Annotated in this window: 12 protein-coding genes and 1 pseudogene; 8 read left to right on the top strand and 5 right to left on the bottom strand. The window is 63.1% G+C overall.

Annotation, left to right across the window (positions count from 1 at the left end; genetic code table 11):
• Positions 1 to 203: 203 nt before the first annotated feature.
• Together ABIE58_RS17650 and ABIE58_RS17655 are read left to right on the top strand one after the other, a co-directional pair.
• A pseudogene (locus ABIE58_RS17650) lies at positions 204 to 1,331 on the top strand (Tn3 family transposase); the annotation flags it as partial.
• Positions 1,332 to 1,452: 121 nt separating this feature from the next.
• On the top strand, positions 1,453 to 1,854 hold the full coding sequence (locus tag ABIE58_RS17655; protein ID WP_354545996.1) for a LysR substrate-binding domain-containing protein: 402 nt from the start codon (positions 1,453 to 1,455) through the stop codon (positions 1,852 to 1,854).
• Between the two features lie 273 nt (positions 1,855 to 2,127).
• Here the strand turns inward: ABIE58_RS17655 and ABIE58_RS17660 are convergent, their stop codons facing one another.
• Positions 2,128 to 2,973 carry a fumarylacetoacetate hydrolase family protein gene (locus tag ABIE58_RS17660; RefSeq protein ID WP_354545997.1) on the bottom strand — a complete coding sequence of 282 codons (846 nt, stop codon included), beginning with the start codon at positions 2,971 to 2,973 and terminating at the stop codon, positions 2,128 to 2,130.
• Complete coding sequence (locus ABIE58_RS17665) at positions 2,960 to 3,661, bottom strand: GntR family transcriptional regulator (protein ID WP_354545998.1); 702 nt, start codon at positions 3,659 to 3,661, stop codon at positions 2,960 to 2,962. The genes ABIE58_RS17660 and ABIE58_RS17665 overlap by 14 nt, the downstream gene beginning before the upstream one ends.
• A 217-nt stretch (positions 3,662 to 3,878) precedes the next feature.
• Here ABIE58_RS17665 and ABIE58_RS17670 point away from each other — a divergent pair, with 217 nt between their 5' ends.
• From ABIE58_RS17670 to ABIE58_RS17695, 6 genes are all read left to right on the top strand, one after another.
• Positions 3,879 to 4,886 carry a TRAP transporter substrate-binding protein gene (locus tag ABIE58_RS17670; RefSeq protein WP_502950115.1) on the top strand — a complete coding sequence of 336 codons (1,008 nt, stop codon included), beginning with the start codon at positions 3,879 to 3,881 and terminating at the stop codon, positions 4,884 to 4,886.
• 96 nt (positions 4,887 to 4,982) lie between these two features.
• Positions 4,983 to 5,798, top strand: coding sequence for a TRAP transporter small permease subunit (locus ABIE58_RS17675; protein ID WP_354546000.1), 816 nt, complete (start codon positions 4,983 to 4,985; stop codon positions 5,796 to 5,798).
• Positions 5,795 to 7,390, top strand: a complete 1,596-nt coding sequence (locus tag ABIE58_RS17680) for a TRAP transporter large permease (RefSeq protein WP_354546001.1) — start codon at positions 5,795 to 5,797, stop codon at positions 7,388 to 7,390. Before ABIE58_RS17675 ends, ABIE58_RS17680 begins: the two co-directional genes overlap by 4 nt.
• Positions 7,391 to 7,406: 16 nt before the next feature.
• Entirely contained in the window at positions 7,407 to 8,297 is an 891-nt protein-coding gene (locus ABIE58_RS17685) for an NAD(P)-dependent oxidoreductase (protein ID WP_354546002.1), read from the top strand.
• Positions 8,294 to 9,016, top strand: a complete 723-nt coding sequence (locus ABIE58_RS17690; protein WP_354546003.1) for an SDR family oxidoreductase — start codon at positions 8,294 to 8,296, stop codon at positions 9,014 to 9,016. Before ABIE58_RS17685 ends, ABIE58_RS17690 begins: the two co-directional genes overlap by 4 nt.
• On the top strand, positions 9,016 to 9,912 hold the full coding sequence (locus tag ABIE58_RS17695) for a DMT family transporter (RefSeq protein ID WP_354546004.1): 897 nt from the start codon (positions 9,016 to 9,018) through the stop codon (positions 9,910 to 9,912). The genes ABIE58_RS17690 and ABIE58_RS17695 overlap by 1 nt, the downstream gene beginning before the upstream one ends.
• Before the next feature lie 3 nt (positions 9,913 to 9,915).
• Here ABIE58_RS17695 and ABIE58_RS17700 read toward each other — a convergent pair whose 3' ends face one another.
• The 3 genes from ABIE58_RS17700 to ABIE58_RS17710 are packed head-to-tail and all read right to left on the bottom strand — an operon-like array spanning position 9,916 to position 12,547.
• The gene (locus tag ABIE58_RS17700; RefSeq protein WP_354546005.1) at positions 9,916 to 10,839 is read right to left on the bottom strand and encodes an NAD(P)-dependent oxidoreductase; all 924 of its coding nucleotides are present in this window, start codon (positions 10,837 to 10,839) and stop codon (positions 9,916 to 9,918) included.
• A gap of 15 nt (positions 10,840 to 10,854) precedes the next feature.
• Positions 10,855 to 11,793, bottom strand: coding sequence for a 2-hydroxyacid dehydrogenase (locus tag ABIE58_RS17705; protein ID WP_354546006.1), 939 nt, complete (start codon positions 11,791 to 11,793; stop codon positions 10,855 to 10,857).
• A gap of 16 nt (positions 11,794 to 11,809) precedes the next feature.
• A complete protein-coding gene (locus ABIE58_RS17710) occupies positions 11,810 to 12,547 on the bottom strand; it encodes an SDR family oxidoreductase (protein WP_354546007.1) in 738 nt (245 codons plus the stop codon).
• Positions 12,548 to 12,553 lie beyond the last annotated feature (6 nt).

Raw genomic sequence — 12,553 nt, forward strand, 5'->3', positions numbered from 1 at the left:
TGGGAGGCATAAGGCCGTCAGCCGACCACGACATCCAGCCTCACCCAAATCGCACCGCTGCGTGGCAGCGAAAACGGTCAAAAATCGAGGTGCCCGACAATCTGTTCTTCGGTGAAACGTGATTTGCGCATCGTCTGTTCTCCTTGTCGCTTTGAACGTTACGAGAACAAACTCTCCTTTTGAATGGTCCGGTTTTTGGGGAGCAGGTCAATGCGGATATCGGCTTCACGGAAACCTTCATCAGTGCGCAAACCGGCGCGCCCTGCAAAGACCAGATCGGCATGCTGACGGTGTTGCTGGCCGAGGGCCTGAACCTTGGACTCAGCAAGATGGCTGAGGCGACCAACACCCATGATTACTTCCAGCTCTCCCGTCTGTCGCGATGGCATATGGAGAGCGACGCCATCAACCAGGCCCTCGCAATGGTGATTGACGCGCAGTCCCGACTGCCCATGACCGGGATTTGGGGCGGTGGCGTGACCGCCTCCAGTGACGGGCAATTCTTCCCCGCCGCCCGGCAGGGCGAAGCGATGAACCTCATCAACGCGAAATACGGCTCCGAGCCGGGCCTCAAGGCCTACACCCATGTCTCCGACCAGTTCGACCCGTTCGCGACCCAGAACATTCCGGCCACCGTGAGCGAAGCGCCCTACATCCTGGACGGATTGCTGATGAACGAGGCCGGGCGAAAGATCACAGAGCAGTATGCTGACACCGGCGGCTTCACCGATCACGTCTTTGCCGTGACGTCGCTGCTCGGGTTCCGGTTCATCCCGCGTATCCGCGACCTGCCATCCAGACGGCCCCACCTGTTCGACCCGGCGTCAGCGCCAAACGAATTGCGCAGCCTGATCGGCGGCACGATCCGCGAGGGCCTTGTGGTCCAGAACTGGCCCGGCGTGTTGCGGTCCGCCGCCTATCCGCGCCAGCACGAGCTGGCCCTGGCGCTCCGTGAAATCGGTCGCGTCGAGTGCACCCTCTTCATCATCGAATGGCTCCTCGACGCCGACATGCAGAGGCGGGCCCAGATTGGCCTGAACAAGGGTGAGGCCCATCACGCTTTGAAAAACGCCCTGCGCATCGGGCGGCAGGGCGAAATCCGCGACCGTACCGCCGAGGGGCAGCACTACCGCATGGCTGGTCTCAACCTGCTCGCCGCCATCATCATCTACTGGAACACCAAGCACCTCGGTCAGGCCGTCGCCGCGCGGCAGCGGGCCGGGCTGAACTGCGACCCCGCTCTGCTCGCGCATATCTCGCCGCTCGGATGGGCCCACATCCTGCTCACCGGCGAATATCGGTGGCGGCGGCAAGCCGGGGCAAAGTTGTGAAGTAATCATCCCTATTTCTTGCCACCTTCACAGCCACCAAACGGGCGCACCACGCTTTTCGCCACAATGAAGGCGGCCACAGAGCTCAAACGAGGGGCAAATGATGGGGGCGGGGAGCCTTATGATACGATCCTGCCCCCTACCGGAATCTACCCCTCCTTTGGCAGGTCGCAGCGTGTCGCTGGCCGAAACCCTGCCCTATGAATTCGTCATCCAGGAATCGGGGCTGCCGATCCGAACGGCGCTCGAAAATGCCTTTCTGGCAAACCGGCGGACCACGCCGAGACGGGTCACCAACAGCTCCTCGCTGCTGGTCGCGCTCAGCGTGGTCATGGGGTCTGAGGCCATCGCGCCGCTGACGCGCGAAGTCGCGCAGCTGCTGACGCGCACCAGTCCTGGCCTTGCGATACTGAACACGCAAGAGACCGTTACCGTGCCACCCTTTCTTGTCCTCTGCCCGCGTCACCGTGAGCTTGCGCCGGTCGCGCAAAAGCTGCTGGATGAGGTGCTGCGTCGGCTTTGAGCCACTGCGAACAATGCTGCTGACCCGGCGGCATTTGGATGCCATGTAGACCCCATGAGTTCTGTCGCAAAGAGTTTAGGTTTGAGGTTGGCCCAGCATGATACATCGCCGTGCAAGGTGACATCGCAGCGATGGTTGGACGGGTACGATGGTTGACTTCAAGACCGTGCAGGTCAAATACCCGAACAATATTCTTGAGCAGGACCACCGGTTCATTTCCTTGCCTTTCGTTAAACGGGCCGGGTCCGCGCCCGACCCGTTGCAGCCTTGGCGTCACCGGGCGGCGACAACCTCCTGCCGCTGTGCGCCCAAGCCCTCGATGGTCAGGTCCATCACATCGCCGGGTTTCAGGAAACGCTGCGGCTTCATGCCCATCCCCACGCCCGACGGCGTGCCGGTGGCGATGATGTCGCCCGCACGCAACAGCATGAACTGGCTCATGTAAGAGACGATCTCGCGCACCGAAAAGATCATGTCGTCGGTATTGGACGCCTGCACCGTTTCGCCGTTGAGCGAAAGGCTGAGGTTGAGAGCCTGCGGATCGGGCACCTCGTCGGCGGTCACAATCCACGGGCCGATAGGGCCGAAACTGGGGGCGGATTTGCCCTTGAGCCACTGCCCGCCACGCTCGATCTGAAAGGCGCGCTCGGAGACGTCATTGATCACGCAATAGCCCGCCACATGATCAAGCGCGTCCTCCTCGGACACATAAAGCGTGTCGCGCCCGATGATCACGCCCAACTCCACCTCCCAATCGGCCTTGGACGAGTTGCGCGGGATGATCACCGGATCGTTCGGCCCCGACAGACAGCTTGTGGTCTTGGAAAAGAGAATCGGCTCTTCGGGCGGCGTGGCCCCGGTCTCGGCGGCGTGCTTGGCATAGTTCAGCCCGACACAGACGAAATTGGGCACCCAGGCAAGGCAGGGCCCGATCCGGCCCGGTGTCTCGATCACCGGCAGGCTCTCGGTGTCAAGGGCGGCAATGCGCGCCAGCGCCGCTTGCGCCACGCCCTCTCCGGCGAAATCGGGCACTTGGCCCGACAGATCGCGCACCTGCCCCTCCGCATCGAGGATCGCAGGCCGCTCGGCATCGGGTGCTCCTACTCTAAGCAGTTTCATTTGACTCCTTTCTTCCGGTCCGTGCCGGTTTTTCAGCCGTTTCGGCTTGTGAAATCATCAGGTTTTCAAGATCGCGCGGCAGATGGCCAAGATGCGCGTCGAAGGCGTCGGCCAGTGCCGCCTTGTCGCGGCGCAGGATCGCTTCGAGGATGGCACCGTGCTGGGGCAGCACGCGGTCGCGGTTGGCGCGCATCCGCGAGGTGAGATAGCGCGCGTACCACAGGCGGGCGAGATAGGTCTTGTGGGTCTCGGCCAAGGCCGCGTTGCGCGACGCTTCGGCGATGGCGGTATGAAAGGCCATGTCCATCTCGAAGGAATCGATCCGCTCGGCGGTATCAAACGTCTCTTCCATGCGCCGGGCGGCCTCCTTGATCCGCGCGAGATCGGCCTCGGTCGCGTGATCGCAGGCCAGGTCGCCCGAGAGTTTTTCCAGCGCCACCAGCACCACGCCCTGATCGCAAAGCGCCTTGGCGGTGGGTTTGCTGACGATGGGACTGCGCGCCGGGCTGAGCGTGACCAGCCCCTCCTTGGCGAGAATGCGAATCGCCTCGCGCATCGGGGTCCGGCTGACGCCCATGGCTGCGGCGTGGTCGCGCTCTTTGATCGGCGCGCCCGGCACCAGCTCGCCGCGCAGGATCGAGCGGCGCAACTCATTCGCGATCCCGTAGGCCAGTGTTTTTTCCGACATTGTTCCAACTATCCTTCATCGAATCCCCATCGTGCAGTCGATAGGCGCGCGCGTTCTGCAATTCCATAATTCTCGATTTGGTATACCAAAACAAGTTGATTGTGAAATCCGGTTTGGTTACCGTTCCTGTAAGATGGTATACCATCTGAGGTGTAAGGTGATCCCTTGCACAGGGAAGAGGCGGAAAATTCGCCACAGGGAGGAAAGACACATGACCATGAAAACTCTTCTGACAACGGCAGCGGCGGGTGCCTTGCTGGCCTCGGGCGCATTTGCGCAAGAGGTGACCCTACGGATGCAGACGCATTACGCCACCGAACACCCGACCGGCAAGGCGCTCGCGCGCTTCATCGACGATGTGCAGACCATGTCGAGTGGCGAAATCTCGATCGAGATGTTCTATTCATCGTCGGTTGTCGCCACCACCGAGACCTTCGACGCAGCGATCAACGGAATTCTGGATTGCGACGCCACCGGCGGGGCCTACCAGACCGGCAAGAACCCGGCCTTTCAGTTCGTCGGCGACTTCATGGGCGGCTATGACACGCCCTGGCAGCAATATTCCTGGCTCTATTACGGCGGCGGCTATGACGCTGCGCAGAAGCTCTATAACGAGCAGAACATGCAGTTGATCGGCTGGTCGATCTACGGTCAGGAATCGCTTTCCTCTTCCAAGCCGATTGCCGGTCCCGAGGATCTGAAAGGCTGGAAATTCCGCTCGCCGCCGGGAATGGAAACCGAGATTTTCGAAGAGCTTGGCGCTTCGCCAATCGTGATGGATTTCACCGAGATCTTCACCGCGCTGGAAACCGGGATCATCGACGGGGCCGATGCCTCGGGGCTGGCCAACAATGTGGGCCTCGGAATTTACGACATCGTGAAACACGCGACATATCCCGGCTTTCACTCGATGCCGGCCGATCACCTCGCCTGCAACAAGGATGTCTGGGACGGGCTGACGCAAGCGCAGCGCCGGATCATTGAAACAGCCTGGCAAAAACTGGGCTTTCACATCGCGCTTTACAATGAGCGCGCCAATGCCGAGGCCGCAGCCAAGCTTGAGGCCGCGGGCGTGACGCTGCACACGTGGTCCGACGACGATCGCAAGACTTTCCGGGAGGCCGCGCAAACGTCATGGGAACGCTGGGGCGATAAGAATGAACAGGCGCGCGCCCTGCTTGAAAGCCACAAGACCTATCTGCGCCAGCTTGGCCTGCTGAAGTAAACCTTGCCCATAACGGAGGCGGGCGCATCATTGCCCGCCTCCCGGGAGAATTTGCGACCGTGCCGATCCTTTTGGCGCGACAATGGGAGAGGCATCATGACCGGCAAGAGTGTCTGGCTCGGGCGCGCACGCGGCCCGGTGAAACTGGCGATGATCGGGTTTTGTGCGGCAGCACTGTTGCTCTACATATGGCTTGTCGCGATGCGGATCACCGCGCCGGAAACGGCGATCGGGATGCACGAGATGATCCGCCCGGCAGGCCGCCCCATCGTGCAGCTGATGCTGTTCGCCCTTGGCGGCGCGCTGCTTTTCGCCTCGGTTTACCTGTCGGATTTCAAGGGCTGGATCGAACCCGCGCAAAAGGGCTTTTTCGACATTGTGAGCCTTGTGCTCGGGCGTGCCGCGATGATCCTTGTGGCGGTCATCGTGCTGGTGATGTTCTACGAGGTGGTATCGCGCTACGTGTTTTCGCGCCCGACGCTCTGGGCCAACGAGCTGTCGCTCTGGCTCGCCTCCTTCGTATTTCTGCTTGCGGGCCAATACGCCATGCAGCAGCGCAGCCATATCCGCATCTACGTGATCTACGATCAGATGCCGCGCTGGATGCGCAAGGCGTCGGACACGCTTTCGGTGCTGCTCATCGTTGGATTTGCCTTTGCGCTCGTCTGGGGCGGCTATAACGACGCCAAGACCAGGTTCCTGCGGATGGAAACCTTTGGCACGGCCTGGGACCCGCCCATCCCCGGCATCGTAAAGCCGTTCTTGATCATTGCGATCGTGCTGGTGGCCGTGCAGGCGGTTTCCAACCTCATCGCCGACTGGAACCGGGACGCCTCCAACCTTCATGCCGACGAGATCGACGAGGTCGAAATCGAGAATATTCGCCGCACCCTAGAGGACCAGACCAGATGATCGACATCGGCACGCTCAGCCTGATCCTGCTCTTCGGCATGTTCGCCCTTCTCGCCATCGGCATGCCGCTTGGCTTTGCCTCGGCCTTTCTCGCGGTGGTGACGCTGGCGCTGAAATTCGATCTTGACCTCCTGTTCGGCACGTTCGGGCGCGGCCCGCTTTCGGTGCTGGCGCAGGCGGTTTACCGACAGATGACGAATTATGTGCTGATCTCGGTGCCGCTCTTCATCTTCATGGCGGCGCTGCTGGAGCGATCCGGCATCGCGCGCGACATGTATTCCTCGCTCAACCAATGGCTTTCGCGCACGCGCGGCGGCATTGCCATCGTCACCTCGATCATGGCGGTGATCATGGCCGCGATGTCGGGGATCATCGGCGGCGAGGTGGTGCTTCTGGGTCTCATCGCGCTGCCGCAGATGCTGCGGCTTGGTTATGACCGCAATCTTGCCATCGGAACGATCTGCGCCTCGGGCAGTCTGGGCACGATGATCCCGCCCTCCATCGTGCTGATCTTCTACGGGCTGGTGACCGAGACCTCGATCAAGGCGCTCTTTACCGCGTCCTTCCTGCCCGGTTTCATGCTGGCCTCGTTCTTTCTGATCTACATCATCGTGCGCAGCAATCTCAATCCGGCGCTGGCGCCCTTGCCGCCGGAGGATCCCGATGATCCCAGAGGCGCTGAAAAGGGGTTGATGTTCCTAGGTTTTCTCGCGCGGATGCTAGCCTGGATCACGGCTATTCTCACGCTGCGGGCGCTGTTTTTCACGCTCCTGGGCGACAATGCGGTGCGCGAGGGGGAAGCCCCCATTCCGCTCGGCATGGTCTCAGACCTGCCATGGCTGATCGGGGCCTTTGCGATCTCGTTGGCGGTGATCTTCCTTGTTGTAGGGCGCGCGCGCACGGCCAAGGGCTGGGAGATGGGCAAGGGGCTGATCGCGCCCATCGTGGTGATCGGCGTCGTGCTCGGCTCGATCTATGGCGGCATCACCGGTATCACCGAGGCTGCGGGCATGGGGGCAATCGCGGTATTCGTGATCGGCCTCATCCGCCGCGAGATGACCTTTGTCATCGTCTGGGACAGCCTGATGCGCACGCTGAAATCCACTGGCACGATCATCTGGGTGACCATCGGCGCGGCGGCGCTGGCAGCGGCCTACACGCTGGTGGGCGGGCCGACCTATGTGGCCAACATGATCATCGGCGCGGAGTTGCCCACCATGGGCATCATCCTGGTGATGATGGTGATCTTTCTGGTGATGGGCATGTTCATGGACTGGATCGGCATCGTGCTGCTGATCATGCCGGTCTTCCTGCCCATCGTGCTGAAGCTGCCGTCGGAAGAGATCGGAATTCTAGGCTCGATCGATGCGCGCTATATCCCGATCTGGTTCGGCGTGGTCTTTACCATGAACATGCAGGTGAGTTTCCTGTCGCCGCCCTTCGGCCCGGCGGCCTTCTATCTCAAATCCGTGGCCCCGCCGGAGATCTCGATCACCGATATTTTCCGTGGCTTTCTGCCCTTCATCGTGTTGCAACTGCTGGCGCTGTCGGTTCTGATCATCTGGCCACCCATCGTGACGCTGTTTCTCTGACCGAAAGGAGGCGTGAATGACCCCCCAAACCATAGGCTTCATCGGCCTTGGCCTGATGGGCCGGGCTATGGTCGAGTGCCTGCAAAGCGCGGGCCACGCGCTGATTGTGCTTGGCAACCGTGACCGTTCGGGCGTGGAAGAGGCCTTGGCGCACGGCGGAGAAGAGGCCGCATCGGCGCGCGATCTGGCAGCGCGCGCCGATATCGTGATGCTCTGCATGGCGACCTCGGATCAGGTCGAGGCGCGCATCTTCGGCGAGGACGGCGTGCTGGCGGGGGCACGACCCGGTCAGGTGGTGATCGACTTCGGCACCTCGCTGCCCGCCTCGACGCTGCGGATCGGCGCGGCGCTGACTGATAAGGGCGCGACCTATCTCGACGCGCCCTTGGGGCGCACCCCGGCCCATGCCCGCGAGGGCAAGCTCAACATCATGTGCGCGGGCGACCGGGCGGCTTATGACCGCGTCAAGCCGGTGCTCGACACTCTGGGCGAGAATGTCTTTCACCTCGGGGCCTTGGGCAGCGGCCACACGATCAAACTGATCAACAATTTCTACGCCATGACCACCGCCTGCGCCATGGCCGAAGCCTTTGCCATGGCCGATGCCGCCGGGATCGACCGCGCAGCACTTCACGGGGTGATGGCGGCGGGGCCGAACCATTCGGGGATGATGGATTTCATCCGCAACTATGTCGTCGATGGCCGGATTGATCTGGCCTTTTCCATCGCCAACGCCGCCAAGGATGTCGGTTATTACCGTCAGATGACTGCGGATCTTGGCCGCAAAAGCGCCATGTCCGGGGCCGCCGATGCCGCACTGCGGGCGATGCGCGATAGCGGCGCGGGCGAGCGGATGGTGCCCGAAATCACCGACTGGATGACACAGAACATGGAGATTAAAGAATGAGATTGCAGGGCAAACGCGCCTTCATCACCGCCGCCGGTCAGGGGATTGGCCGGGCGATTGCCGAGGCCTATGCAGGCGAGGGCGCGACCGTCACGGCCACCGACCTAAAAGGCGAATTGCTGGCCGGATTGGCGGGCGAGACATTCGCGCTTGACGTCACCGACAAGGCGGCGTTGCAATCGGCCATCGAGGCCGCGCGCCCCGATATCCTCGTGAATTGCGCGGGCTTCGTTCATGCCGGAACGCTGCTCGATGCCAGCGATGCGGAGTTCGATTTTGCGATGACGCTCAACGTGAAATCGCAATTCCACGCCATGCAGGCCGCCGTGCCCGGCATGATCGCGCGCGGCGGCGGCTCGATCATCAACATCGCCTCGGTGGTCGCCTCGATCATCGGCGCGCCGGGGCGCTGCATCTACGGCACATCAAAAGCCGCGATCATTGGGCTGACCAAATCTGTCGCGGTCGATTATGTCACCAAGGGCGTGCGCGTGAACTGCATCTGCCCCGGCACAGTCGAGAGCCCGTCGCTGCACGACCGCTTGCGCGCCACCGGCGATTTTGACGCCGCGCGCGCCGCCTTCGTTGCGCGCCAACCGATGGGCCGGATCGGCCAGCCCGAGGAAATCGCCCATCTCGCCGTTTATCTCGGATCGGACGAATCGAGCTTTACCACCGGGCAGGCGCATATCATCGACGGGGGTTGGGCCGCCGCCTGATGCCCATCGGCCAGCCCTATCACGCCGTCGCGCAACGCGAGGCCCGCACCGGGCTTGGCGTGGGCATGATGGCGCTGGCCGTGCTCTTTTTCACCTGCATCGACACTTCGGCGAAATGGCTGGTGACAGCCGGGCTTGCCTCGATTCAGGTGGCCTTTGTGCGCTATGCGGTGCATTTTGCGCTGGCGCTGGTGGTGTTTTTGCCGCGCGAAGGGCGCGACGCGATCCGCTCGAACGCGCCGGGACGGCAATTCCTGCGCTCGATGTTTCTGATGGGCAGCACCGCGTGCAATTTCGCGGCGCTGCAATACCTGCCCATCACCGTCACCACGACGATCATGTTCGCCGGGCCGATCGTGGTCACGCTGCTCTCGATCCCGATATTGGGCGAGCGCGTAGGTATCCACCGCATCGCGGCGGTGCTCATAGGCTTTGGTGGCGTTCTCGTGGTGATGCAGCCATGGGGCACCGAGTTTCACCCCGCCATGCTGCTCAACCTTGCGGCGCTGACCATGGCCTCGCTCTATTTCGTGATGACGCGGCTGCTGGCCGGGATCGAGAGCAACGCCACCAGCCAGCTTTGGGCGGCGGGGCTGGCGACGCTATGCCTGATGCCATTCGCGCTCAGGGTCTGGCAATGGCCGGAAGCGGCAATTGACTGGGTGCCGTTCCTGCTGGTCGGGGTGTTCGGCGGGGTCGGGCATATCTTCGCCACCTCCGCGCACCGCTTTGCCGATGCCTCTCTCCTCGCGCCGATCGTCTATATCCAGATCGTGCTTGCGGCGGTGGCAAGCATCCTTGTGTTCGGCGTCTGGCCGACGGTCTGGACGCTTGGCGGCGGGCTGATCATCTCCGCCGCCGGGCTTTATATCTGGTGGCGGGAACGGCGGCGCTGAACCTCAGCCGCGTCCCTTTTCCACCTCTTCGCCCAGATCCAGACCGTTGAGCGATGCGATATGATCGGCCAGCATCGGCATGTAATCAGCCTCCTTGCCCTGCGCCACGGCGCTGGCAAAGGCGTTGCGCACCGCCGCCGACATCGGGTTGGCCATGCCCGCCGCCTGCGCCATCAGGCAGACATAGCCGATATCCTTGGCGGCGTTGTCAAGCGTGAAGAGATGCGCGTCGGGATCGCGGTCGCAGACCCATTGCGTATAGGTCTCGAAAAACCCGCAACCCATGCGGCTGCCGCCGATCACCTGCCGAACAAGCTGTGGCGCAAGCCCGACCTTGGCACCCATGGTGAACGCCTCGGCATAAAGCGCGGCATAGCCGGTGCCGAGGAAATTCATCACCAGCTTCATCTTGTGGCCCGACCCTACCGGACCGAGATGGGTGACCGATCCGGCCCAACAGTCGATGACAGGCTTGACCCGCTCGAACACCTCCGGCGCGGCACCCACCATCGCGTCGAGCGTGCCAGCCTCGGCCTCCTTGGGGGTGCGGCCCAAAGGCGCGTCCACCATGTGCATCCCCGCCGCCTCAAGCTCCGCTGCAAGCGCCATGGTCGAGACCGGGTTGGCCGTGGTGGTATCGACCACGATCAGCCCCGGCTTGCCATTGGCCAGAAGGCCGCCCTCGCCCCGGATCACCGCCTCGACCTGCGGCGAGTTCGACAGGCACAGGAACACGATATCACAGCCCGCCGCCATCTCGGCAAGGCTGCCCGCCTCATGCGCGCCCATGGCCGTCAGGCTCTCGACCGGCACGCGGTTGCGGTTGCCCTTGATCATCAGGTCATAGCCGCCTTGGAGGATATTTTTCGCCATGCCGTGGCCCATATAGCCCACGCCGACAAAGCCCACTTTCGGTTTCGTGCTCATGTTCGGTCCTTCCTCTCAGGCGACTTGCGTCAGCAGGGGCTTGCCCGCCATGAAGGCCGCGATGTTGTCGCGCTGAAGCTGCCCCATCGCGGCGCGCGTGACATGCGTGCCAGAGCCTTGATGCGGTTGCAGAACCACATTGTCGAGCGCGGCAAAGCGCCGATCAAAATCCGGCTCGGAGCGGAACACGTCAAGCGCCGCGCCGCCCAAACGGCCCTCCTCCAGCCGGTCAAGCAGCGCGCCCTCGTCCACCGTCGAGCCGCGCGAGATATTGACCAGCACTCCTTTGGGCCCCAACGCATCGAGCACCGCGCCCGAGACCATGCTTTCGGTCTCGGGGCCGCCGACAAGGGCCACCACAAGAAAATCCACCGCGCCCGCGAGTGCCACCGGATCGGCATGATGCTGCCAGCCGGGCGTGTCCTTCTCGCGGCGCGACCAGTAATGGATCTCCATCTTGAACGCCGCCAGACGGTCGGCGATCTCGCGCCCGATCCGGCCCAGCCCGAGGATGCCCACGCGCCCGCCCGACATCTTGCGATTGAGCGGAAAGTCCTGCCCGGCGGCCCAGGCGCCCGAGCGCGCGTGATGATCGCCCTGCACCAACCGGCGGCATTGCGCAATCAGCATCCCCACCGCCAGATCAGCCACATCGTCATTTAGCACATCGGGCGTGTTGGTCACCGCCACGCCGCGCGCCTGCGCATCGGCCACGTTGATGGCGTCATAGCCCACGCCGTAATTGGCGATGAGGGCCAATGACGGAAAGCGGTCCATCACCGTCCCGTCAAAGGCGTGATGCCCCTTGAAGGCGATGGCGCGCACCTGCGCGCGCGTGGCCTCGGGCAGGTCCGCCGCCTCGGCCAGCGAGCCCGCGCATTGCGCGCCGGGCATGGTGTCAAGGGCGGCTTGGTCCACCGGGCTATAGCTACCGATTGCCAGAATCTCGGTCATTTTCTCTCCTCTTCGCTCAGCCGCGCCCGATATAGGGCATGGCCGTGGCCATCACCGTCATGAACTGCACATTGGTATCAAGCGGCAGCGTGGCCATGTGCAGCACCGAACGCGCGACATGGACCACATCCATCACCGGCTCCACCGCCAGCGATCCGTCCGCCTGCGGCACGCCCTTGGTCATGGCCTGCGCCATCTCGGTCAGGGCATTGCCGATGTCGATCTGACCGCAGGCGATGTTGAACGCCCGCCCGTCAAGCGAGAGCGTTCGCGTGAGCCCCGTCACCGCATGTTTCGACGCGGTATAGGGGGACGATCCCCAGCGCGGCACATAGGCCGAGACCGAGCCGTTGTTGATGATCCGCCCGCCTTGCGGGTCCTGCCGCCGCATCTGGCCAAAGACCGCGCGCGCGGCGATGAAACAGCCCATCACGTTAACGTCGATGAGGTGGCGGATCTCCGCCACGTCCAGCTCATCTATCGGCGCGCCCTTCAACGCCACGCCCGCATTGTTGAAGAGCGCATCGACCCGGCCCCATGTCCCGGCCGCCTGCGCCACCATCGCTTCGGTCGCGTCGGCGTCGGTTACGTCGCAGGGCAGAACAAGGGCTGCACTGTGCCCCGCCGCCGCCTCGTGCAGGGCGGCCTCGCGCCGCCCGACAAGGCCCACGTTCCAGCCCGCGTCGAGGAATACGCGCGCGGTGGCGCGGCCCACGCCGCTGCCTGCACCGGTGATGATGATGCCTTGTGCCATGTCTTC

Source organism: Roseovarius sp. MBR-78 (assembly GCF_040547535.1).
GTDB lineage: Bacteria > Pseudomonadota > Alphaproteobacteria > Rhodobacterales > Rhodobacteraceae > Roseovarius.